General features: G+C 51.1%; 34 protein-coding genes. 5 read left to right on the top strand and 29 right to left on the bottom strand.

Features of this window, described 5'->3' with window-relative positions:
- Window position 1 precedes the first annotated feature (1 nt).
- From VW41_21560 to VW41_21575, 4 genes are read right to left on the bottom strand one after another with little or no spacing between them, the layout of a single operon-like run.
- Complete coding sequence (locus VW41_21560) at window positions 2–574, bottom strand: tRNA(ANN) t(6)A37 threonylcarbamoyladenosine modification protein (GenBank protein AJZ91416.1); 573 nt, start codon at window positions 572–574, stop codon at window positions 2–4.
- Complete coding sequence (locus VW41_21565; protein AJZ91417.1) at window positions 564–1,121, bottom strand: hypothetical protein; 558 nt, start codon at window positions 1,119–1,121, stop codon at window positions 564–566. The genes VW41_21560 and VW41_21565 overlap by 11 nt, the downstream gene beginning before the upstream one ends.
- A 24-nt stretch (window positions 1,122–1,145) precedes the next feature.
- The gene (locus VW41_21570) at window positions 1,146–1,619 is read right to left on the bottom strand and encodes a hypothetical protein (GenBank protein AJZ91418.1); all 474 of its coding nucleotides are present in this window, start codon (window positions 1,617–1,619) and stop codon (window positions 1,146–1,148) included.
- On the bottom strand, window positions 1,591–2,715 hold the full coding sequence (locus VW41_21575) for a DNA processing protein DprA (GenBank protein ID AJZ91419.1): 1,125 nt from the start codon (window positions 2,713–2,715) through the stop codon (window positions 1,591–1,593). The genes VW41_21570 and VW41_21575 overlap by 29 nt, the downstream gene beginning before the upstream one ends.
- Window positions 2,716–2,843: 128 nt before the next feature.
- Here VW41_21575 and VW41_21580 point away from each other — a divergent pair, with 128 nt between their 5' ends.
- From VW41_21580 to mscL, 5 genes are all read left to right on the top strand, one after another.
- A complete protein-coding gene (locus tag VW41_21580) occupies window positions 2,844–3,353 on the top strand; it encodes a peptide deformylase (GenBank protein ID AJZ91420.1) in 510 nt (169 codons plus the stop codon).
- A gap of 14 nt (window positions 3,354–3,367) precedes the next feature.
- Window positions 3,368–4,315: a methionyl-tRNA formyltransferase gene (fmt, locus tag VW41_21585; GenBank protein ID AJZ91421.1), complete on the top strand. Its 948-nt coding sequence runs from the start codon at window positions 3,368–3,370 to the stop codon at window positions 4,313–4,315.
- Between the two features lie 73 nt (window positions 4,316–4,388).
- On the top strand, window positions 4,389–5,678 hold the full coding sequence (locus tag VW41_21590; GenBank protein ID AJZ91422.1) for a 16S rRNA methyltransferase: 1,290 nt from the start codon (window positions 4,389–4,391) through the stop codon (window positions 5,676–5,678).
- 50 nt (window positions 5,679–5,728) lie between these two features.
- Entirely contained in the window at window positions 5,729–7,105 is a 1,377-nt protein-coding gene (gene trkA / locus VW41_21595; protein ID AJZ91423.1) for a potassium transporter peripheral membrane component, read from the top strand.
- A 153-nt stretch (window positions 7,106–7,258) separates the two neighbouring features.
- A complete protein-coding gene (gene mscL / locus VW41_21600) occupies window positions 7,259–7,672 on the top strand; it encodes a large-conductance mechanosensitive channel (GenBank protein ID AJZ91424.1) in 414 nt (137 codons plus the stop codon).
- Window positions 7,673–7,957: 285 nt separating this feature from the next.
- Here the strand turns inward: mscL and zntR are convergent, their stop codons facing one another.
- The 25 genes from zntR to VW41_21725 form a co-directional block, all read right to left on the bottom strand.
- Window positions 7,958–8,374 (bottom strand): zinc-responsive transcriptional regulator, encoded by a 417-nt coding sequence (gene zntR / locus VW41_21605; GenBank protein AJZ91425.1) that lies wholly within the window; start codon window positions 8,372–8,374, stop codon window positions 7,958–7,960.
- The gene (locus tag VW41_21610; GenBank protein AJZ91426.1) at window positions 8,374–8,745 is read right to left on the bottom strand and encodes a hypothetical protein; all 372 of its coding nucleotides are present in this window, start codon (window positions 8,743–8,745) and stop codon (window positions 8,374–8,376) included. The genes zntR and VW41_21610 overlap by 1 nt, the downstream gene beginning before the upstream one ends.
- Window positions 8,746–8,857: 112 nt before the next feature.
- Entirely contained in the window at window positions 8,858–9,244 is a 387-nt protein-coding gene (gene rplQ / locus VW41_21615; GenBank protein AJZ91427.1) for a 50S ribosomal protein L17, read from the bottom strand.
- Window positions 9,245–9,284: 40 nt separating this feature from the next.
- Window positions 9,285–10,274, bottom strand: coding sequence for a DNA-directed RNA polymerase subunit alpha (locus tag VW41_21620; GenBank protein AJZ91428.1), 990 nt, complete (start codon window positions 10,272–10,274; stop codon window positions 9,285–9,287).
- Window positions 10,275–10,299: 25 nt separating this feature from the next.
- A complete protein-coding gene (locus tag VW41_21625) occupies window positions 10,300–10,920 on the bottom strand; it encodes a 30S ribosomal protein S4 (GenBank protein ID AJZ91429.1) in 621 nt (206 codons plus the stop codon).
- A 34-nt stretch (window positions 10,921–10,954) separates the two neighbouring features.
- Window positions 10,955–11,344 carry a 30S ribosomal protein S11 gene (locus VW41_21630; GenBank protein ID AJZ91430.1) on the bottom strand — a complete coding sequence of 130 codons (390 nt, stop codon included), beginning with the start codon at window positions 11,342–11,344 and terminating at the stop codon, window positions 10,955–10,957.
- A 16-nt stretch (window positions 11,345–11,360) separates the two neighbouring features.
- The gene (locus VW41_21635; GenBank protein AJZ91431.1) at window positions 11,361–11,717 is read right to left on the bottom strand and encodes a 30S ribosomal protein S13; all 357 of its coding nucleotides are present in this window, start codon (window positions 11,715–11,717) and stop codon (window positions 11,361–11,363) included.
- A 146-nt stretch (window positions 11,718–11,863) separates the two neighbouring features.
- A complete protein-coding gene (locus VW41_21640) occupies window positions 11,864–11,980 on the bottom strand; it encodes a 50S ribosomal protein L36 (GenBank protein ID AJZ91432.1) in 117 nt (38 codons plus the stop codon).
- A 30-nt stretch (window positions 11,981–12,010) separates the two neighbouring features.
- A complete protein-coding gene (gene secY / locus VW41_21645) occupies window positions 12,011–13,342 on the bottom strand; it encodes a preprotein translocase subunit SecY (protein ID AJZ91433.1) in 1,332 nt (443 codons plus the stop codon).
- A gap of 7 nt (window positions 13,343–13,349) precedes the next feature.
- Window positions 13,350–13,784, bottom strand: coding sequence for a 50S ribosomal protein L15 (locus VW41_21650; GenBank protein AJZ91434.1), 435 nt, complete (start codon window positions 13,782–13,784; stop codon window positions 13,350–13,352).
- 3 nt (window positions 13,785–13,787) lie between these two features.
- Window positions 13,788–13,967, bottom strand: coding sequence for a 50S ribosomal protein L30 (rpmD, locus tag VW41_21655; protein ID AJZ91435.1), 180 nt, complete (start codon window positions 13,965–13,967; stop codon window positions 13,788–13,790).
- 6 nt (window positions 13,968–13,973) lie between these two features.
- The gene (locus VW41_21660; GenBank protein ID AJZ91436.1) at window positions 13,974–14,474 is read right to left on the bottom strand and encodes a 30S ribosomal protein S5; all 501 of its coding nucleotides are present in this window, start codon (window positions 14,472–14,474) and stop codon (window positions 13,974–13,976) included.
- 14 nt (window positions 14,475–14,488) lie between these two features.
- The gene (locus VW41_21665) at window positions 14,489–14,842 is read right to left on the bottom strand and encodes a 50S ribosomal protein L18 (protein ID AJZ91437.1); all 354 of its coding nucleotides are present in this window, start codon (window positions 14,840–14,842) and stop codon (window positions 14,489–14,491) included.
- Between the two features lie 9 nt (window positions 14,843–14,851).
- Window positions 14,852–15,385 carry a 50S ribosomal protein L6 gene (locus tag VW41_21670; protein AJZ91438.1) on the bottom strand — a complete coding sequence of 178 codons (534 nt, stop codon included), beginning with the start codon at window positions 15,383–15,385 and terminating at the stop codon, window positions 14,852–14,854.
- Between the two features lie 13 nt (window positions 15,386–15,398).
- Window positions 15,399–15,791 (bottom strand): 30S ribosomal protein S8, encoded by a 393-nt coding sequence (locus tag VW41_21675; GenBank protein ID AJZ91439.1) that lies wholly within the window; start codon window positions 15,789–15,791, stop codon window positions 15,399–15,401.
- Window positions 15,792–15,824: 33 nt separating this feature from the next.
- Entirely contained in the window at window positions 15,825–16,130 is a 306-nt protein-coding gene (gene rpsN / locus VW41_21680; protein AJZ91440.1) for a 30S ribosomal protein S14, read from the bottom strand.
- A 14-nt stretch (window positions 16,131–16,144) separates the two neighbouring features.
- The gene (locus VW41_21685) at window positions 16,145–16,684 is read right to left on the bottom strand and encodes a 50S ribosomal protein L5 (GenBank protein ID AJZ91441.1); all 540 of its coding nucleotides are present in this window, start codon (window positions 16,682–16,684) and stop codon (window positions 16,145–16,147) included.
- 14 nt (window positions 16,685–16,698) lie between these two features.
- Window positions 16,699–17,013: a 50S ribosomal protein L24 gene (gene rplX / locus VW41_21690; protein ID AJZ91442.1), complete on the bottom strand. Its 315-nt coding sequence runs from the start codon at window positions 17,011–17,013 to the stop codon at window positions 16,699–16,701.
- A gap of 10 nt (window positions 17,014–17,023) precedes the next feature.
- Complete coding sequence (locus VW41_21695) at window positions 17,024–17,395, bottom strand: 50S ribosomal protein L14 (protein ID AJZ91443.1); 372 nt, start codon at window positions 17,393–17,395, stop codon at window positions 17,024–17,026.
- Window positions 17,396–17,561: 166 nt separating this feature from the next.
- A complete protein-coding gene (locus VW41_21700) occupies window positions 17,562–17,816 on the bottom strand; it encodes a 30S ribosomal protein S17 (protein AJZ91444.1) in 255 nt (84 codons plus the stop codon).
- A complete protein-coding gene (locus tag VW41_21705; protein ID AJZ91445.1) occupies window positions 17,816–18,007 on the bottom strand; it encodes a 50S ribosomal protein L29 in 192 nt (63 codons plus the stop codon). The genes VW41_21700 and VW41_21705 overlap by 1 nt, the downstream gene beginning before the upstream one ends.
- Entirely contained in the window at window positions 18,007–18,417 is a 411-nt protein-coding gene (locus VW41_21710) for a 50S ribosomal protein L16 (protein ID AJZ91446.1), read from the bottom strand. Before VW41_21710 ends, VW41_21705 begins: the two co-directional genes overlap by 1 nt.
- Window positions 18,418–18,429: 12 nt before the next feature.
- Complete coding sequence (locus VW41_21715; protein AJZ91447.1) at window positions 18,430–19,128, bottom strand: 30S ribosomal protein S3; 699 nt, start codon at window positions 19,126–19,128, stop codon at window positions 18,430–18,432.
- Between the two features lie 17 nt (window positions 19,129–19,145).
- Window positions 19,146–19,478, bottom strand: coding sequence for a 50S ribosomal protein L22 (locus VW41_21720; protein AJZ91448.1), 333 nt, complete (start codon window positions 19,476–19,478; stop codon window positions 19,146–19,148).
- A 14-nt stretch (window positions 19,479–19,492) separates the two neighbouring features.
- Window positions 19,493–19,771 carry a 30S ribosomal protein S19 gene (locus VW41_21725; GenBank protein ID AJZ91449.1) on the bottom strand — a complete coding sequence of 93 codons (279 nt, stop codon included), beginning with the start codon at window positions 19,769–19,771 and terminating at the stop codon, window positions 19,493–19,495.
- Window positions 19,772–19,786: the final 15 nt, after the last annotated feature.

Raw genomic sequence — 19,786 nt, forward strand, 5'->3', positions numbered from 1 at the left:
ATCACCCCTGACGGAAGAGCTCGCCGGTTAAGGCATCGCGTATTTCTGAAGGGTTAAGTCGCCCACCCGTCTCCCCCATAAGCACCGGGAAGCTCTCGCCAAACTGCTGCTGGACTTCTTGCGAGGTGCGGCACGGAGGCAGACCTGTGAGGTTCGCACTGGTAGACACCAGTGGTTTACCGTAGGCAAGACACAGCTCTTTTACTAGCGGATGGTTGGTCACACGAACCGCCAGCGAATCAAAACGTCCGGTCAGCCATTTTGGTGTTGAAGGCAGAGCCGGGAAAACAAACGTCACCGGGCCAGGCCAGTTTGAAAACACCACCGAAAGCTGCGCTTCGCTCAGCGCAGCGGCGTCTATATAAGGTGTCAGTTGCTCAAAATCGGCGGCGATCAGGATAAGCCCCTTTTCTACCGGACGTTGTTTAAGCTCGAGCAGGCGGGTAACCGCGAGTTCACTGTCGGGATCGCAACCAACGCCAAAAACGGCTTCGGTTGGGTAAGCGATGACTTGTTGTTCTTTCAGGGCCGCTACGATCTGCGCGAGCTGGCCTTCAGGCAGGTTATTGTTCACTGGCTTGTTCCGCCGTTGCCGGCTTTCCACATTGTTTATTGGCACAGAAGCGTTTCACACCCTGGGCCGTTTTCTTTTCAATAAGCAGCGGATACTGGCATTCAGAACAGATGCCCGCTACCGGTTTAAAATTAATGACAAACTGACAGTCCGGATAGCTGTTACAGGACCAGAAGGTTTTACCGTAGCGTGAACGACGCTGAACCAGCTGCCCTTTCTGGCATTGAGGGCACGCTATTGCTGTCTCATCGGGTTTATCAATGATTTCCGTGTGTTCGCATTCAGGGTAATTGCTGCAGCCGATAAACATGCCAAACCGCCCCTGACGTAGCACTAACGTTGCCTGGCAAACTGGGCATTGCTGGCCATCAAGCACTTTAACAATATGGCCATCGGCTTGGCTCTTTAGCGGGCGAACATAATCGCATTCCGGGTAGTGGGAACAGCCCAAAAATGGGCCATGTTTACCGGAACGTATTGCTAACTCTGCCCCGCATTGGGGGCAGGGTTCATTTTTTGGCACCGAGAACAGTGCTGACTTGGCCATTGACATCTCATGCTGCAACTCAATTTAGTGCAGCATACCTTCATTTGCCTCGAAGAGTAATTCTTCCATTTGCTGGTAGGCGTTTTCACACCCTGGAATGTTGAATAGCACCATCAGCACAACCCACTTCAGATCTTCCAGTTCGAATTCTGCCGTGTCCAGCGCCAGCACGCGCTCAATCACCATTTCGCGGGTTTCGAGATTTAGCACCTGAATCTGTTCAAGGAACAGTAAAAAGCCCCGACAGTCTGCATCAAGCCGCTGGCTCTCTTCTGCGGTGAAAATCCGCATAGAGAGAGGATCGGCAGCAAGCTGCATCGGTTCGGTCAAACCATCCTGATAGTCGGCCAGCTTTTCAAGCCACACTAATGCGTTAAAAATGTCCTCACGATCAAAACCAGCGTCGGTGAGATCGCTCGTCAGCTTATCCTGATCAACGCGCATTTCTGCTTCGCTGTGGATGTAGGTTTCAAATAAGTACATTAGTACGTCGAACATGGCATGCCCTCCTCAATCGGACATAGCCGCCGGGTACAGCTGCGATCCATCCTGCTAACTCCAGTTCGAGTAACTGAGCTACCGTCTCTGGCACAGGTTGGCCGGCACGTTCAGCGACGACGTCAACAGGTGTAACCTCATCTCCTACGTTAGCCAACAGATGGGGAAATGGCAATGCGCCGTCCTGTTGATTTGGCGAATATATTGACACATTGTGCGAAGCGGGAAGCCAGTGGAGTTCAGAGGAGAGATAATCGAGGATATCCTGCGGACTTCGCACCAAATTTGCCCCCTGCTGAATAAGCCAGTGCGGGCCATCGCTCCCCGGACTTCCTATCGTACCGGGCAGAGCAAAAACCTCTCTACCTTGTTCAACGGCATAGCGGGCAGTCACCAGCGACCCACTTCTCTCACCGGCCTCTACGACAAAGACGGCTCTACTCAACCCACTGATAACACGGTTGCGCCACGGAAAGTTCGAGGGCCAGGGCGTGCAAGAAAGCGGAAACTCGGAAAGCACGGCCCCTTCCTGATCCAGAATTTGCCGGGCCAGCATCACATGCCGTTTAGGGTGCACGCTGCCTAATCCATTACCTAACACCGCTATTGTTTTGCCTTTTACTCGGAGAGCTGCACGGTGTGCCACGCCATCGATGCCCAATGCCAGGCCGCTGGTTATCACCAACCCAGACTGTGCAAGCACTTCGCAAAACTGTCGGCAAAAACGTTCACCGTAATCTGACAGGTTGCGGCTGCCGACAACCGCCATCTGGTTTTGGCTGAGTAGTGAAAGTTTACCGGCCACAAACAGAGCGCCGGGATAGTCATTTATGGCCCTGAGTTGCTCAGGATAGAGGTCATCTTCTGCCGTCAACAGACTGTGATTCGGTTCCTCAAGCCAGAGAAGGCTGGCTTCAAGTTGGCGCTCATCAAATGCCTTAAATAATGCATATTCATGGGGATTTAATCCCGCCGCGAGCAGACTCTCCCTTTCGACCACTGGGCAGCGCTCCAGGAAGTGGGCTATTTTTAGATACTTATTGCCGCTCAGCCCCTTAACTGCCATAAGGCGTAACCAAATCTCCGTTCTTTGCACCTTTTCCCCTTGCCACAGGCCATCAAAGCAATCCTTGCGATTGGTCACTGATGCTGTCAATCAGCCGGGGAAATGTCTAGAATAGAGGGAATAATCCTTTCTACTACTGAACACAGCTCTGGATATTTATGGCAGTTTTGCAAGTATTACATATTCCCGACGAGCGCCTTCGCAAAGTCGCTAAACCGGTTGAAGAAGTGAATGCGGACATTCAGCGTATCGTTGATGATATGTTCGATACGATGTATGCCGAAGAAGGCATTGGCCTGGCGGCTACACAGGTTGATATTCACCAGCGCATCATCGTGATTGATGTGTCTGAAAACCGTGACGAACAGCTGGTGCTGATTAATCCGGAACTGCTGGAAAAAAGCGGTGAGACCGGTATTGAAGAAGGTTGCCTGTCCATCCCTGAACAGCGTGCGCTAGTACCCCGTGCGGAAAAAGTGAAAATTCGCGCGCTCGGTCGTGACGGTAAAGCCTTTGAACTGGAGGCGGACGGCCTGCTGGCTATTTGTATCCAGCACGAAATGGATCATCTGGTCGGTAAGCTGTTTATCGATTATCTGTCGCCGCTAAAACAGCAGCGTATTCGCCAGAAAGTTGAAAAACTTGACCGTTTGAAAGCGAAAGCTTAAGGACAACAAACCACGTGTCAGATTCTCTGCGTATTATTTTCGCCGGAACTCCCGATTTTGCAGCGCGTCACCTTGACGCGCTGTTGTCTTCTCAGCACCAGGTCGTTGGGGTCTTTACCCAGCCAGATCGCCCGGCAGGCCGCGGTAAAAAACTCATGCCAAGCCCGGTTAAGGTGCTGGCGGAAGAGAAAGGCATCCCTGTCTTTCAACCCGCTACGCTGCGTAAAGCAGAAAACCAGCAGCTGGTTGCCGACCTCAATGCCGATGTTATGGTTGTGGTTGCGTATGGCCTGATTTTGCCTCAGCCGGTGCTTGATATGCCTCGTCTGGGCTGCGTAAATGTTCATGGCTCACTGCTGCCACGCTGGCGCGGTGCAGCACCAATTCAGCGTTCTCTCTGGGCCGGCGATGCAGAAACAGGCGTCACCATCATGCAAATGGACATCGGCCTCGATACCGGCGATATGCTGTATAAACTCTCTTGCCCGATTGAGGCAGAAGACACCAGCGGTACCCTCTACGATAAGCTCGCAGGACTCGGTCCTAAAGGCCTCCTGGACACTCTTGAACAACTAGCCAACAGCACGGCTATGCCAGAGGTTCAGGACGAAGCGCTGGTGACCTATGCTGAGAAACTTAGCAAAGAAGAGGCCCGTATCAACTGGAACCTCTCCGCAGCTCAACTGGAACGCTGTATTCGTGCCTTTAACCCATGGCCAATGAGCTGGCTGGAAATCGACGGGCAGCCGCTAAAAGTCTGGCGCGCGTCGGTCATCAACACTCAGGCAAATTCAGCACCGGGCACCATTGTTGCCGCCAGTAAACAAGGCATTCAGGTTGCGACCTCCGATGGCATTCTGAATCTTGAAGAACTGCAGCCTGCGGGTAAAAAAGCCATGAAAGCGCAGGATCTCCTGAATTCACGCCGTGAGTGGTTTGAACCAGGAACAGTCCTCGCCTGATAAAGCCGCATTTATACGCCCAGGGTAACCTGGGCATTTTTGTTTATAGCGCTGGAAAAACCAGAGCACGATAATGAAAAAAACACTAAACCTTCGCAGCCTGGCTGCCCAAACGATTGAACAAGTTGTCGAACAAGGACAATCATTAAGTAATGTACTGCCTGCGGTACAGCAGAAAGTGTCTGATAAAGACAGGGCCCTGCTGCAGGAGCTGTGCTTTGGCGTGCTGCGTACTCTTCCGCAGCTGGACTGGCTGGTTGGCAAACTGATGTCCCGCCCGATGACCGGAAAGCAGCGTACGATCCATTACTTAATTATGGTCGGCATTTATCAGCTTCTGTATACCCGCATTCCTGCGCATGCTGCGCTGGCTGAAACCGTTGAGGGCGCCATCGCCATCAAACGCCAGGCTTTTAAAGGCTTAATCAATGGTGTTCTACGCCAGTTCCAGCGTCAGCAAGAAAACCTGATGGCGGAAGCGGCTAAGCATGAAAGTCGTTTTCTGCACCCGACCTGGCTACTGCAGCGCTTGAAAAAAGCGTATCCGGACTGCTGGGAATCCATTGTCGATGCCAATAACCAGCGCCCTCCGATGTGGCTGCGTGTAAACCGCCAGCATCATACCCGTGAAGCATGGATGGCTTTGCTGGCTGAGGCAGGTCTGGAAGGCCATGTGCATCCCAAATACCGTGATGCTGTTCGCCTTGACTCACCGGCCCCCGTTCAGGCATTACCTGGTTTTGAACAAGGCTGGGTGACCGTGCAGGATGCTTCGGCTCAGGGTAGCGTTGATCTTTTAGATCCGCAAAATGGCGATACCATTCTGGATCTTTGTGCCGCACCGGGTGGTAAAACGACGCATATCCTGGAAGCCGCACCGAATGCGAAAGTTATGGCCGTCGACGTTGACGCTCAGCGCCTGAAACGCGTGCATGAAAATCTTGAGCGCCTTGGCATGAAAGCAGAAGTGAAACAGGGCGATGGCCGCTTCCCTGCGCAGTGGTGTGGCGAAACTAAGTTTGACCGTATTCTGCTTGACGCACCGTGCTCAGCAACCGGCGTTATTCGCCGCCATCCCGATATCAAGTGGCTGCGCCGCGACAGGGATATTGCGGAGCTGGTCGCCCTGCAAAAAGAGATTCTGGATGCTATCTGGCCTCACCTTAAATCCGGCGGTACGCTTGTCTATGCCACCTGTTCTATTCTGCCTGACGAGAATAAAGATCAGGTGAGCGCGTTTCTGGCGCGCCATGTCGATGCCAAACTGGTGGAAACCGGTGACGAGAAGGCACCGGGCATTCAAAATCTGCCTGCAGCAGACGACGGCGACGGCTTCTATTACGCTAAGCTAATTAAGAGCTGACTCCCCTGCTGGGTGAGTCATTAGTTTCATCCCTCGTGAAGCGATAAACGATGAAAATAATCATTCTGGGTGCAGGCCAGGTCGGTGGCACTCTGGCGGAAAACCTGGTCGGTGAAAACAACGATATTACCGTCGTCGACACGAACCAGGCTCGCCTGCGCAGCCTGCAGGATAAGTTCGACCTACGCGTAGTTCAGGGCCACGGCTCCCATCCCCGCGTACTTCGTGAAGCAGGGGCCGATGACGCCGACATGCTGGTTGCAGTAACCAGCTCTGACGAAACGAACATGATTGCTTGTCAGGTCGCCTATTCACTGTTTAATACACCGAACAGAATCGCCCGCATTCGAGCACCCGACTATGTTCGCGATGCAGAGAAGCTGTTCAATGCAGAAGCTGTCCCCATCGATCACCTGATTGCTCCTGAGCAACTGGTTATCGACAATATTTACCGCCTGATTGAGTACCCGGGTGCGCTTCAGGTCGTGAATTTTGCCGAAGGGAAAGTTAGCCTGGCCGTGGTAAAAGCTTACTATGGCGGCCCACTGGTGGGTAATGCACTGTCCACCATGCGCGAACATATGCCGCACATCGATACTCGTGTGGCGGCCATTTTCCGCCACGACCGTCCTATTCGTCCCCAGGGGTCAACAATTGTTGAAGCAGGCGACGAGGTCTTCTTTATCGCCGCTTCGCAAAATATCCGCGCGGTAATGAGCGAGCTTCAGCGCCTGGAAAAACCATACAAGCGCATCATGCTGGTAGGTGGCGGCAATATCGGTGCAGGTTTAGCGCACCGCCTCGAGAAAGATTACAGCGTAAAACTGATCGAGCGCGATCAGCAGCGAGCTTCTGAGCTCGCGGAAATGCTGCAAAACACCATCGTATTTTATGGTGATGCTTCAGATCAGGAGTTACTGGCAGAGGAACACATCGATCAGGTCGATCTCTTTATTGCGGTCACCAATGATGATGAAGCCAATATCATGTCGGCCATGCTGGCTAAGCGAATGGGGGCCAAAAAAGTCATGGTCCTTATACAGCGTAATGCCTATGTCGATTTAGTGCAGGGGAGCGTGATTGATATTGCGATTTCACCTCAGCAGGCAACCATTTCTGCTCTCCTCGGGCATGTGCGCAAAGCCGATATTGTGGGCGTTTCATCTCTTCGCCGCGGCGTTGCAGAAGCCATCGAGGCAGTCGCTCACGGAGATGAAAGCACCTCTCGCGTTGTGGGTCGAGTCATCGACGAGATAAAACTGCCGCCAGGCACTATCATTGGTGCAGTTGTACGCGGCAATGATGTCATGATTGCCAACGACAACCTCCGTATAGAACAGGGCGACCACGTTATTATGTTCTTAACGGATAAGAAGTTTGTCAGCGATGTCGAACGCCTGTTCCAGCCCAGCCCATTCTTCCTCTAAACTCAACGGGGCAGAAATATTGCTGCCCCGTTACTCCACACGAAAACCATTTTAAAATTATGGAATTAACAAAAATTCTTATTTCCTGTAGCAATGGAAATTAAGGCATCCTTTGTTAGAATTATTACTGTCAGCCGGCACAAGGAGAGATAAATGAGTATTTTAAAAGAGTTTCGCGAATTCGCGATGCGCGGGAATGTTGTTGATTTGGCAGTGGGTGTGATTATTGGTGCAGCATTCGGGAAGATTGTTTCCTCACTGGTAGCGGATATTATTATGCCGCCACTGGGTTTGCTGATTGGTGGCGTTGACTTTAAACAGTTTGCTTTAACATTGCGCGATGCCCAGGGCGATGTACCTGCGGTAGTCATGCACTACGGCGTATTTATTCAGAATATTTTTGACTTCGTGATTGTCGCGTTTGCTATCTTCATGGCTATCAAAGTTATCAATAAACTGAATCGTAAAAAGGCTGAAGAACCTGCGGCCCCTCCGGCACCATCTAAAGAGGAAGTGCTGCTGAGCGAAATTCGCGACCTGCTGAAAGAACAGAATCAACGAAATTAATACTGGCTACTAAAAGCAGAAGGCCAGTGGTAAAAAAGCTAATTGCTTGTTTGCCACTGGCCTCCCAGTTACTCCGCTTCCCATGTTTCTCATTACGCTGATAACTGCCTTTCCCTTTCTTATTCTTCTCTACTCTTTGCCTGAACAACGGGTCATGTAACAGAGCCTCAATGGCGTTATCTTTAATTTGCCCTTTTTGATGGCGGTATTTAGTGCTCATACTCACTCCAGATGGGTTAAATGATCGCCGCGAGTCTATGCCTCGGCCAATAAAAGATCAAGCGGCTATTTTTTACTGCTGGCGCCCTGTTCCAGCGCTTCAAGGATAGAACAGTAAACGCTACTGTGCGCGCTGCCACAGCAGGCATCGTTCAGACGCTGCAGGGAACGTCGCATATTCTGCAATTCCTTGATTTTTGACTCAACCTCGCTCAATCTGCTCTGCACAATCCCTTTAGATTCCTGGCAAGTATGATGCTCAGGATCGATACGGATCGATAACAGTTCCCGGATGGCCTCAAGCGTAAAACCAAGCTGCTTAGCGTAGCGGATGAATTTAAGGCGCTGAAGATCGCTGTCGCTGTATAGGCGAAAACCACCCTCCGTTCGCACTTCGTGATCCATCATGTTTTGCTTTTCGTAGTAACGAATAGTGTCCGGCGTCACATCCGCCAGTTTTGCTAGTTCACCTATACGAAACATCATTTTACCTCATCGATACGCTGCAACAGTTTTGCGGCATATTCACCGCGTAAGAACTCGGTGTTTATGCCCGCCTGGCGAAGTTTGAGTTCAAGAAGAGCAAGTTTTTTGCTCATGACCCGGTACTCCTCACTCTGAACATGCACCGTCTTCAGCAGATCAACCAGTTCAAGTGCATCCTTCCTCTGCTGCATTTCTGGCGGCAAACAGCCTGCATTTTTTAGCAGACGGTATCCAGCACGAAGCTCGGGAGGGACATGACTATCATCGTCGAGCAATATTGGCTCACCGCTGCCGGTCAGGCTGTCGAACTCTCCGTTTCGCTGTGCATCAAGAATATGCCGTTCTGCCCATTGATCGAGCAACCACATAGCGACCTCAGATTTGTCAGGCGTAATACAAGAATACGGGGAAAAGAGAGAGAAAGGGATATTCTGGATATAAAAAAACCGGGCAAGCCCGGTTTTTCTACGTTACTACAGATTACTCTGCAGCAGCTTCTGTTTGAGACTCGGCGCGATCAACCAGCTCGATGTAAGCCATCGGAGCATTGTCACCAGCACGGAAGCCACACTTCAGAATACGAGTGTAACCACCTGCACGGCTCGCGAAACGCGGACCCAGTTCATTAAACAGTTTTGCCACGATCTCGTTATCACGAGTGCGGGCGAATGCCAGACGACGATTAGCAACGTTGTCAGTCTTGGCAAGAGTAATCAGCGGCTCAACTACGCGACGCAGCTCTTTCGCTTTAGGCAGGGTCGTCTTGATGATCTCATGACGAACCAGTGAACCTGCCATGTTGCGGAACATAGCCTGGCGATGGCTGCTGTTGCGGTTCAGTTGACGACCACTCTTACGATGGCGCATGACCTTATCCTTCTCAGTAAAACCTTAACCTGTGATCCGGTTACTCGTCAGCAATGCTTGCTGGTGGCCAGTTTTCCAGGCGCATGCCCAGAGACAAACCACGAGAAGCCAGCACGTCTTTAATCTCAGTAAGAGATTTTTTACCCAGGTTAGGCGTTTTGAGCAGCTCAACCTCGGTACGCTGTACCAGATCACCGATATAGTGGATAGCTTCTGCCTTGAGGCAGTTAGCAGAGCGGACAGTCAATTCCAGATCGTCAACAGGGCGCAGCAAGATCGGATCGAATTCTGGTTTCTCTTCTTTAACTTCCGGCTGACGAACATCACGTAGGTCAACGAAAGCTTCAAGTTGTTCTGCCAGAATGGTCGCCGCACGACGAATCGCCTCTTCAGGATCGATTGTGCCGTTGGTTTCCATTTCGATGACCAGCTTGTCCAGGTCGGTACGCTGTTCTACACGCGCAGCTTCAACATTGTAGGCAATACGCTCTACAGGGCTGTAGCAGGCGTCGACCAGCAGACGGCCGATTGGGCGCTCATCTTCTTCCGAATGAATTCGGGTAGAAGCCGGCACATAACCGCGACCGCGCTGAACTTTGATACGCATGCTAATAGCGGCGTTCTCATCGGTCAGGTGGCAGATCACATGCTGCGGCTTGACGATTTCGACATCACCATCATGGGTGATATCGGCTGCGGTCACAGGGCCAATGCCAGATTTATTCAGGGTAAGAATAACTTCATCTTTACCTTGAACTCTTACCGCCAGCCCTTTCAGGTTGAGCAGGATTTCCAGGATATCTTCCTGAACGCCTTCTTTGGTGCTGTACTCGTGCAGTACACCATCAATCTCAACCTCAGTCACCGCGCAACCCGGCATCGATGAAAGCAGAATACGGCGCAGTGCGTTACCAAGAGTATGGCCAAAGCCACGCTCTAACGGCTCAAGGGTCACCTTGGCGTGCGTCGAACTCACTTGCTCGATATCTACCAGGCGTGGTTTTAGAAACTCTGTCACAGAACCCTGCATTGTGTCCTCTCTTTGGTACTAAGCTTTACTTGGAGTAAAGCTCGACGATCAGGTGTTCGTTAATGTCCGCAGACAGATCTGTACGCTCAGGCTTACGCTTGAACACACCTTCCATCTTGGCAGCATCAACTTCCAGCCAGGTTGGCTTTTCACGCTGCTCAGCCAGCTCCAGAGCGGCCTTAACGCGAGATTGCTTTTTGGCTTTCTCACGGATGCTGACTACGTCATTCGGAGTTACCTGATAAGAAGCGATGTTAACAACGCGACCATTTACCATAATAGCTTTGTGGCTAACCAGCTGACGTGCTTCTGCACGAGTAGCGCCGAAGCCCATACGGTAAACAACGTTGTCCAGACGGCCTTCCAGCAGAGCCAACAGGTTTTCACCGGTGTTGCCTTTCAGACGAGCTGCTTCTTTATAATAGTTACGGAACTGACGCTCCAGCACACCGTAGATACGGCGAACTTTCTGCTTTTCACGCAACTGCACACCATAGTCAGACAGACGCGGTTTACGCGCACCGTGCTGGCCAGGAGCTTGTTCAATTTTACACTTGGTATCGATCGCGCGAACGCCAGACTTAAGGAATAAGTCGGTGCCCTCACGACGGCTCAGCTTGAGCTTAGGACCCAAATATCTTGCCATTTTCTTTCTCCAACAATCCTAGAAAACGGACGCGTTATACGCGACGTTTTTTCGGCGGACGACAACCGTTATGAGGGATTGGAGTCACATCAGTAATATTAGTGATGCGGAAACCAGCGGCGTTCAGAGCACGAATAGTTGATTCGCGGCCTGGGCCAGGACCCTTAACCATAACTTCCAGGTTCTTGATACCGTATTCTTTCACGGCTTCTGCGCAACGCTCTGCTGCAACCTGAGCTGCAAACGGAGTGGATTTGCGAGAACCACGGAAACCGGAACCACCGGCAGTTGCCCAACCCAACGCATTACCCTGACGATCGGTAATAGTAACGATGGTGTTGTTGAAAGAAGCATGGACATGAGCCACGCCGTCAGAGACTGTTTTTCTTACACGTTTACGTGCACGAATTGGTGCCTTTGCCATTATTCAATCACCCCGATTATTTCTTGATCGGTTTGCGCGGACCCTTACGGGTACGTGCGTTGGTCTTAGTACGCTGACCGCGCACTGGCAGACCACGACGATGACGCAAACCGCGATAGCAACCAAGGTCCATCAGACGCTTGATGCTCATGCTCACTTCACGGCGCAGATCACCTTCAACGACAAATTTGGCAACTTCGTCACGCAGCGTGTCGATTTGTTCTTCAGACAGCTCACTGATCTTAACATCTTCAGCGATACCCGCCGCAGCGCAAATGGCCTTGGAGCGAGTCTTGCCGACACCGTAGATCGAGGTTAACGCGATCACGGCGTGTTTTTGATCAGGAATGTTAATGCCTGCTATACGGGCCACTATGCACTCCTACTATTTAGATTATGCGTCCCATGCCGAAAAGCCCGTTTTCAGGATACTCAAATGGAAACGCATAGACATACAAAAGATTGGCTGGCTAATCTAGCCAGCTCAACCCAACTTTGCAAGAAAAATATGCGAGATAATCAGCCTTGACGCTGTTTATGCTTCGGCTCTACGCTGCAAATCACGCGAATAACACCGTCACGCTTAACGATTTTGCAGTTACGACATAATTTCTTGACGGAAGCACGAACTTTCATTTTTACTCTCCGTAACTTCTCAAGCGACGATTAACGGCCGTAGCCTTTCAGGTTCGCTTTCTTCAATGCAGACTCGTACTGACTTGACATCATCAGAGTTTGCACTTGAGCCATAAAGTCCATGATAACGACAACAACGATCAGCAGTGAGGTCCCACCGAAGTAGAACGGCACTTTCATTGCATCGCGCATGAACTCCGGGATTAGGCAGATAAAGGTAATGTACAACGCACCAACCAGAGTCAGGCGGGTCATTACTTTATCGATATACTTCGCCGTTTGTTCTCCCGGACGAATTCCTGGTACAAATGCACCGGACTTCTTCAGGTTATCTGCTGTTTCACGCGGGTTGAAAACCAACGCCGTGTAGAAGAAACAGAAGAAGATGATTGCAGACGCATAGAGTAACACATAAAGCGGTTGCCCAGGCTGCAAATACAGCGAAATTGTTGTCAGCCAGTTCCAACCGGTACCGCCCCCGAACCATGACGCGATGGTCGCCGGGAACAGAATAATACTGGAGGCGAAGATCGCAGGGATAACCCCGGCCATGTTCACTTTCAGCGGTAAATGTGTGCTCTGCGCAGCATAGACACGACGACCCTGTTGACGTTTAGCGTAGTTGACCACAATGCGGCGCTGGCCACGCTCAACAAAAACAACGAAGAAGGTCACTGCAAATACTAATACTGCAACCAACAGCAACAGGAGGAAGTGCAGGTCGCCTTGCCTTGCTTGCTCGATGGTATGGCCAATGGCCGGCGGAAGACCCGCAACAATACCCGCGAAGATTATGATTGAGATACCGTTACCGATACCACGTTCAGTAATCTGTTCACCCAGCCACATCAGGAACATAGTCCCGGTGACAAGGCTTACAACAGCGGTGAAATAGAATGCAAAGCCTGGGTTTAACACCAGGCCCTGCATACCAGGCATATTCGGTAAACCGGTAGCAATACCGATTGACTGAAATATTGCCAGCACCAGAGTGCCGTAACGGGTGTACTGGCTGATCTTACGACGACCAGACTCCCCTTCTTTCTTCAGCTCTGCCAGCGCGGGATGAACCACGGTGAGCAGCTGAATGATGATCGATGCCGAAATGTACGGCATGATACCCAGCGCGAAGATAGAAGCACGGCTGAGAGCACCACCAGAGAACATGTTGAACATTTCAATGATGGTGCCTCGCTGTTGCTCAAGCAGTTTGGCAAGTACAGCGGCATCAATACCAGGGATCGGAATAAAAGAGCCAATACGAAACACAATCAGCGCACCGATAACAAACATCAGTCTGCGTTTCAGCTCGCCGAGGCCGCCTTTAGCACTTTGAAAATCTAATCCCGGTTGTTTTGCCATCTGCTACTTATTCCTCGATTTTACCGCCAGCAGCTTCGATAGCAGCACGAGCGCCTTTGGTCACACGCAGGCCGCTAACAGTTACCGGACGAGTTACCTCACCAGACAGGATCACTTTCGCGAACTCGATCTGAATACCGATAATGTTTGCTGCTTTCAGCGTGTTCAGGTCAACTACGTCGCCTTCAACTTTCGCCAGATCGGACAGACGAACTTCTGCCGTGATCATTGCTTTGCGAGAGGTGAAACCGAATTTCGGCAGACGACGGTACAACGGCATCTGACCACCTTCGAAACCACGACGTACGCCACCACCAGAACGAGAGTTCTGACCTTTGTGACCACGACCGCCGGTTTTACCGAGGCCAGAACCGATACCACGACCCAGACGCTTAGAAGCGTGCTTAGACCCTTCGGCCGGAGACAGAGTATTTAAACGCATCTCTTACTCCTCAACTTTAACCATGTAGGAAACCGCGTTGACCATACCACGTACAGCAGGAGTATCCTCGCGCTCTACGGTGTGGCCAATACGACGCAGACCCAGGCCAAGCAGCGTTGCCTTGTGTTTCGGCAGACGACCGATTGCACTGCGGGTTTGAGTGATTTTAATAGTCTTTGCCATGGTCAATTACCCCAGAATTTCTTCAACGGATTTACCACGCTTGGCAGCGACCATTTCTGGAGACTTCATATTCGCCAGGCCATCGATAGTTGCACGAACCACGTTAATCGGGTTAGTGGAACCATACGCTTTAGCCAGTACGTTATGAACACCAGCGACTTCCAGGACGGCGCGCATTGCACCACCGGCGATGATACCGGTACCTTCGGAAGCCGGCTGCATGAACACACGGGAACCTGTGTGCACACCTTTAACAGGGTGCTGCAGGGTGCCGCTGTTCAGCGCGACGTTAATCATGTTGCGACGGGCTTTTTCCATCGCTTTCTGGATCGCTGCTGGAACTTCACGCGCTTTACCGTAACCAAAACCAATACGACCGTTACCGTCGCCTACCACTGTCAGAGCAGTGAAGGAGAAAATACGACCGCCTTTAACGGTTTTAGATACGCGATTTACCGCGATCAGCTTTTCCTGCAGTTCGCCAGCTTGTTTTTCGATGTGAGACATCTTACACCTCTACCTTAGAACTGAAGGCCAGCTTCACGGGCAGCATCTGCCAGTGCCTGGACACGACCATGATATTGGAAACCAGCACGGTCAAAAGCAACAACGGTGATGCCTTTTTCCAGTGCGCGCTCAGCAACAGCTTTACCTACAGCTGCAGCGGCGTCTTTGTTCCCAGTGTACTTCAGTTGCTCAGTGATAGCTTTTTCTACAGTAGATGCAGCTACCAGAACTTCAGAACCATTTGGTGCAATTACCTGTGCGTAAATATGACGCGGGGTACGATGTACCACCAGGCGAGTTGCGCCCAGCTCTTTGAGCTTGTGACGTGCGCGGGTCGCACGACGGATACGAGCAGATTTCTTATCCATAGTGTTACCTTACTTCTTCTTAGCCTCTTTGGTACGCACGACTTCGTCGGCGTAACGAACACCCTTGCCTTTGTAAGGCTCAGGACGACGGTAGGCGCGCAGATCAGCTGCAACCTGACCGATCACCTGCTTATCAGCGCCTTTCAGCACGATTTCAGTTTGAGTCGGACATTCAGCAGTGATACCTGCCGGCAGCTTATGCTCAACAGGGTGAGAGAAGCCCAGGGCTAAATTCACCACGTCGCCTTTAACGGCTGCACGATAACCTACACCAACCAGCTGCAGCTTCTTAGTGAAGCCTTCGGTAACACCGACAACCATTGCGTTCAACAGCGCACGAGTGGTACCCGCTTGGGCCCACGCGTTTGCAAAGCCTTCGCGCGGAGCGAAAGTCAGAGCATTATCAGCGTGTTTAACTTCAACAGCATCGTTGATAGTACGAGTCAGCTCGCCGTTTTTACCTTTGATCGAAATAACCTGACCGTTGAGTTTTACCTCTACGCCTGCAGGAACAACGACCGGTGCTTTAGCAACACGAGACATTTTATTCCTCCAATTACGCTACGTAGCAGATAATTTCGCCACCAAGACCAGCCTGGCGCGCTGCACGATCAGTCATAACACCTTTAGAGGTAGAAACGACAGCAATACCCATGCCGGCCATAACTTTAGGCAGCTCATCTTTTTTCTTATAGATGCGCAGGCCTGGGCGGCTGACTCGCTGAATGCTCTCTACCACAGCCTTGCCCTGGAAATACTTAAGAGTCAGTTCCAGTTCAGGCTTGATGTCGCCTTCAATTTTAAATTCTTCAATATAACCTTCTTCCTTCAGCACGTTGGCGATTGCCACTTTCAGCTTGGAGGAAGGCATGGTGACCGCAACTTTGTTCGCGGCCTGACCGTTACGGATACGGGTCAGCATATCCGCGATCGGATCTTGCATGCTCATCTGTCTCTACTCCCGTGATTCAATTGGTGACAATTACCAGCTAGCCTTTTTCAAGCCAGGTACTTCACCGCGCATGGCGGCTTCACGCAGCTTGATACGGCTCAACCCGAACTTGCCCACATAACCATGTGGACGACCAGTCTGGCGGCAGCGTTTACGCTGACGGGACGGGCTGGAATCACGCGGCAGAGTTTGCAGCTTGAGAACAGCGTTCCAACGGTCTTCGTCGGTCGCGTTCACATCAGAAATGATAGCTTTCAGTTCTGCGCGTTTAGCGAAGAATTTTTCAGCCAAAGCAACGCGCTTTACTTCGCGTGCTTTCATTGATTGCTTAGCCATGAAGTAACCCTACCTTACTTGCGGAACGGGAAGTCAAAGGCAGCCAGCAGAGCACGGCCTTCATCATCAGATTTCGCAGTAGTGGTAATGGTAATATCCAAACCACGAACGCGATCGACTTTGTCGTAATCGATTTCTGGGAAGATGATCTGCTCACGGACACCCATGCTGTAGTTACCACGACCGTCGAAAGACTTAGCGGACAAGCCACGGAAGTCACGGATACGAGGTACAGCAATAGTGATCAGACGCTCAAGGAACTCCCACATGCGTTCGCCACGCAGAGTTACTTTACAGCCGATCGGATAGCCCTGACGGATTTTGAAGCCTGCAACTGATTTGCGTGCTTTGGTGATCAACGGCTTTTGACCGGAGATTGCTGTCAGGTCAGCTGCTGCGTTATCCAGCAGTTTCTTGTCAGCGATCGCTTCACCAACACCCATGTTCAGGGTGATCTTCTCGACCCGAGGGACTTGCATGACAGAATTGTAGTTAAACTCAGTCATGAGTTTCTTAACTACTTCGTCTTTGTAGTAATCATGCAGTTTCGCCATCGTACTACTCCAAATTACTTGATAGTTTCGCTGTTAGACTTGAAGAAACGGACTTTTTTGCCGTCTTCGAATCTAAAGCCTACACGGTCAGCCTTGCCGGTTGCCGCATTGAAGATAGCAACGTTAGAAACCTGAATTGCAGCTTCTTTTTCAACGATGCCGCCTGGTTGGTTCAGGGCCGGAACCGGCTTCTGATGTTTTTTAACCAGGTTGATACCTTCAACAATGACCTTGCCGGTAGACAGGACATTTTTTACTTTACCGCGCTTACCTTTATCTTTACCGGTTAACACGATAACTTCGTCATCACGACGGATTTTCGCTGCCATGATTCGCTCCTTAGAGTACTTCTGGTGCCAGAGAGATAATTTTCATGAACTTCTCATTACGCAGTTCACGAGTTACCGGCCCAAAAATACGCGTGCCGATTGGCTGCTCGCTGTTATTGTTTAAAATAACGCATGCATTGCCATCGAAGCGAATGACAGAACCGTCCGGGCGACGAACACCCTTCTTGGTGCGCACCACTACCGCTTTCAGCACATCGCCTTTCTTCACCTTACCGCGAGGAATTGCTTCCTTGATGGTAATTTTGATGATGTCGCCGACGCCTGCGTAGCGACGGTGCGAGCCACCCAGAACCTTGATACACATTACGCGACGCGCGCCGGAGTTGTCGGCCACGGTCAGCATAGTCTGTTCTTGGATCATTTCAGTGCTCCGCTAATGTCAACTACTACTTCGGGACCTGGAATTCAGGTCGTTAAAAAGCCCCATAAACGAGGGCGCGGCATTATAACACCGGTTCCAAGATATGGGTAGAAAAAATAAACGGCTCATCGCTGAGCCGTTTATTTGTTTGAGAACGGGTACTGTATTACAGAACCGCTTTCTCTACAACGCGAACCAGCGTCCAGGACTTAGTCTTGGACAGCGGACGGCATTCGCGGATTTCAACCACGTCACCGATACCGCATTCGTTGTTCTCGTCATGTACGTGCAGTTTGGTCGTACGCTTGATGAATTTCCCGTAGATCGGGTGCTTCACAACACGTTCGATGGCAACAACAATGGATTTCTCCATTTTGTCGCTGACAACGCGACCTTGCAGAGTACGGATTTTATCGGTCATTACGCACCCGCCTTCTGAGTCAGTAAAGTCTTAACACGTGCAACATCACGACGAACCTGCTTCAGCAGGTGAGTCTGTTGCAGCTGGCCACTTGCGGCCTGCATGCGCAGGTTGAACTGCTCACGCAGCAGGTTCAGCAGCTCGGTGTTCAGCTCTTCGACGCTCTTTTCACGCAGCTCTTTTGCTTTCATTACATCACCGTCTTAGTTACAAAGGTGGTTTTGATAGGCAGTTTTGCTGCTGCCAGCTTGAAGGCTTCACGGGCCAGCTCTTCAGGTACGCCGTCCATTTCATACAGGACTTTGCCTGGCTGGATCAAGGCAACCCAATACTCCACGTTACCTTTACCTTTACCCATACGCACTTCAAGCGGCTTTTCGGTGATCGGTTTGTCCGGGAATACACGGATCCAGATCTTACCCTGACGCTTAACTGCACGGGTCATTGCACGACGTGCTGCTTCGATCTGACGGGCAGTCAGACGACCACGGCCAACAGCTTTCAGACCGAAAGTGCCGAAGCTAACATCCGTACCCTGCGCGAGACCACGGTTGCGGCCTTTGTGCACTTTACGGAATTTTGTACGCTTTGGTTGTAACATCAGCGACTCTCCTTACTTACGGCCTTTACGCTGCTGCTTTTTAGGTTGAGCAGCCGGTTCCGGTTGTTCAACAGCAGCCATACCACCCAGGATCTCACCTTTGAAGATCCATACCTTAACGCCGATTACACCATAAGTGGTGTGCGCTTCAGAGGTGTTGTAGTCGATGTCAGCACGCAGAGTGTGCAACGGCACGCGACCTTCACGGTACCATTCGGTACGTGCGATCTCAGCACCGCCCAGACGGCCGCTAACTTCAACTTTGATACCTTTAGCGCCCAGACGCATTGCGTTCTGTACAGCACGCTTCATAGCACGACGGAACATAACACGACGTTCCAGCTGAGAAGTGATGCTGTCAGCAACCAGTTTTGCGTCCAGTTCAGGTTTACGAACTTCGGCGATATTGATCTGTGCAGGAACGCCAGCGATATCCGCTACGACCTTGCGCAGTTTTTCTACGTCTTCACCTTTCTTACCGATAACGATACCTGGGCGAGCGGTGTGAATGGTCACACGGATGCTCTTAGCAGGACGCTCGATAACGATACGAGATACAGACGCCTTAGCCAGTTCCTTAGTCAGGTACTGACGTACTTTAAAATCGCTGTCCAGGTTGTCAGCGAATTCTTTGGTGTTCGCAAACCAGGTTGAGTTCCATGGTTTTACAATACCCAGGCGAATACCATTAGGATGTACTTTCTGACCCATTGCTAGTCTCCAGAGTCTCAGCGATCGGACACAACCACAGTAATGTGGCTGGTGCGCTTCAGGATGCGATCTGCACGACCTTTTGCACGAGGCATAATGCGCTTCATGCTAGGGCCTTCGTCTACGAAGATTTTCGCGACTTTCAGATCGTCAATGTCAGCGCCATCGTTGTGTTCAGCGTTAGCAATGGCAGATTCCAGTACTTTCTTAACCAATACAGCCGCTTTCTTATTGGTGTAGGTCAGAATATCCAGAGCCTGCGACACTTTCTTACCGCGAATCAGGTCAGCAACAAGGCGAACCTTCTGAGCAGAAGAACGAGCATGGCGATGTTGAGCTAAAGTTTCCATCTCTTCCTCCTACCTTATTTCTTCTTCGCTTTTTTATCAGCAGCGTGGCCGCGATAAGTACGAGTCGGTGCGAATTCACCCAGTTTGTGACCGACCATTTCGTCGGAAACAAAGACTGGAACGTGCTGACGACCATTATGGACAGCGATGGTCAAACCGATCATGTTAGGAAAGATCGTTGAACGACGGGACCAAGTGCGCAGGGGCTTCTTGTCACCGCTTTCCACCGCTTTCTCTACCTTCTTCAGCAAGTGCAGGTCAATAAAAGGACCTTTCTTGAGAGAACGTGGCATGGCTTATCCTCTAAA

It is taken from the genome of Klebsiella michiganensis, from assembly GCA_000963575.1.
In the GTDB taxonomy this organism is placed as follows: Bacteria; Pseudomonadota; Gammaproteobacteria; order Enterobacterales; family Enterobacteriaceae; genus Cedecea; species Cedecea michiganensis_A.

Bases quoted from the DNA above. Each gene is read 5' to 3' on its own strand.
- VW41_21565 (AJZ91417.1), bottom strand. From the start codon at position 1,121: ATGGCCAAGTCAGCACTGTTCTCGGTGCCAAAAAATGAACCCTGCCCC.
- VW41_21570 (AJZ91418.1), bottom strand. From the start codon at position 1,619: ATGTTCGACGTACTAATGTACTTATTTGAAACCTACATCCACAGCGAA.
- VW41_21580 (AJZ91420.1), top strand. From the start codon at position 2,844: ATGGCAGTTTTGCAAGTATTACATATTCCCGACGAGCGCCTTCGCAAA.
- VW41_21590 (AJZ91422.1), top strand. From the start codon at position 4,389: ATGAAAAAAACACTAAACCTTCGCAGCCTGGCTGCCCAAACGATTGAA.
- trkA (AJZ91423.1), top strand. From the start codon at position 5,729: ATGAAAATAATCATTCTGGGTGCAGGCCAGGTCGGTGGCACTCTGGCG.
- mscL (AJZ91424.1), top strand. From the start codon at position 7,259: ATGAGTATTTTAAAAGAGTTTCGCGAATTCGCGATGCGCGGGAATGTT.
- zntR (AJZ91425.1), bottom strand. From the start codon at position 8,374: ATGTTTCGTATAGGTGAACTAGCAAAACTGGCGGATGTGACGCCGGAC.
- VW41_21610 (AJZ91426.1), bottom strand. From the start codon at position 8,745: ATGTGGTTGCTCGATCAATGGGCAGAACGGCATATTCTTGATGCACAG.
- rplQ (AJZ91427.1), bottom strand. From the start codon at position 9,244: ATGCGCCATCGTAAGAGTGGTCGTCAACTGAACCGCAACAGCAGCCAT.
- VW41_21620 (AJZ91428.1), bottom strand. From the start codon at position 10,274: ATGCAGGGTTCTGTGACAGAGTTTCTAAAACCACGCCTGGTAGATATC.
- VW41_21625 (AJZ91429.1), bottom strand. From the start codon at position 10,920: ATGGCAAGATATTTGGGTCCTAAGCTCAAGCTGAGCCGTCGTGAGGGC.
- VW41_21630 (AJZ91430.1), bottom strand. From the start codon at position 11,344: ATGGCAAAGGCACCAATTCGTGCACGTAAACGTGTAAGAAAAACAGTC.
- VW41_21640 (AJZ91432.1), bottom strand. From the start codon at position 11,980: ATGAAAGTTCGTGCTTCCGTCAAGAAATTATGTCGTAACTGCAAAATC.
- secY (AJZ91433.1), bottom strand. From the start codon at position 13,342: ATGGCAAAACAACCGGGATTAGATTTTCAAAGTGCTAAAGGCGGCCTC.
- VW41_21650 (AJZ91434.1), bottom strand. From the start codon at position 13,784: ATGCGTTTAAATACTCTGTCTCCGGCCGAAGGGTCTAAGCACGCTTCT.
- rpmD (AJZ91435.1), bottom strand. From the start codon at position 13,967: ATGGCAAAGACTATTAAAATCACTCAAACCCGCAGTGCAATCGGTCGT.
- VW41_21660 (AJZ91436.1), bottom strand. From the start codon at position 14,474: ATGTCTCACATCGAAAAACAAGCTGGCGAACTGCAGGAAAAGCTGATC.
- VW41_21665 (AJZ91437.1), bottom strand. From the start codon at position 14,842: ATGGATAAGAAATCTGCTCGTATCCGTCGTGCGACCCGCGCACGTCAC.
- VW41_21670 (AJZ91438.1), bottom strand. From the start codon at position 15,385: ATGTCTCGTGTTGCTAAAGCACCGGTCGTTGTTCCTGCAGGCGTAGAG.
- VW41_21675 (AJZ91439.1), bottom strand. From the start codon at position 15,791: ATGAGCATGCAAGATCCGATCGCGGATATGCTGACCCGTATCCGTAAC.
- rpsN (AJZ91440.1), bottom strand. From the start codon at position 16,130: ATGGCTAAGCAATCAATGAAAGCACGCGAAGTAAAGCGCGTTGCTTTG.
- VW41_21685 (AJZ91441.1), bottom strand. From the start codon at position 16,684: ATGGCGAAACTGCATGATTACTACAAAGACGAAGTAGTTAAGAAACTC.
- rplX (AJZ91442.1), bottom strand. From the start codon at position 17,013: ATGGCAGCGAAAATCCGTCGTGATGACGAAGTTATCGTGTTAACCGGT.
- VW41_21695 (AJZ91443.1), bottom strand. From the start codon at position 17,395: ATGATCCAAGAACAGACTATGCTGACCGTGGCCGACAACTCCGGCGCG.
- VW41_21700 (AJZ91444.1), bottom strand. From the start codon at position 17,816: ATGACCGATAAAATCCGTACTCTGCAAGGTCGCGTTGTCAGCGACAAA.
- VW41_21705 (AJZ91445.1), bottom strand. From the start codon at position 18,007: ATGAAAGCAAAAGAGCTGCGTGAAAAGAGCGTCGAAGAGCTGAACACC.
- VW41_21710 (AJZ91446.1), bottom strand. From the start codon at position 18,417: ATGTTACAACCAAAGCGTACAAAATTCCGTAAAGTGCACAAAGGCCGC.
- VW41_21715 (AJZ91447.1), bottom strand. From the start codon at position 19,128: ATGGGTCAGAAAGTACATCCTAATGGTATTCGCCTGGGTATTGTAAAA.
- VW41_21720 (AJZ91448.1), bottom strand. From the start codon at position 19,478: ATGGAAACTTTAGCTCAACATCGCCATGCTCGTTCTTCTGCTCAGAAG.
- VW41_21725 (AJZ91449.1), bottom strand. From the start codon at position 19,771: ATGCCACGTTCTCTCAAGAAAGGTCCTTTTATTGACCTGCACTTGCTG.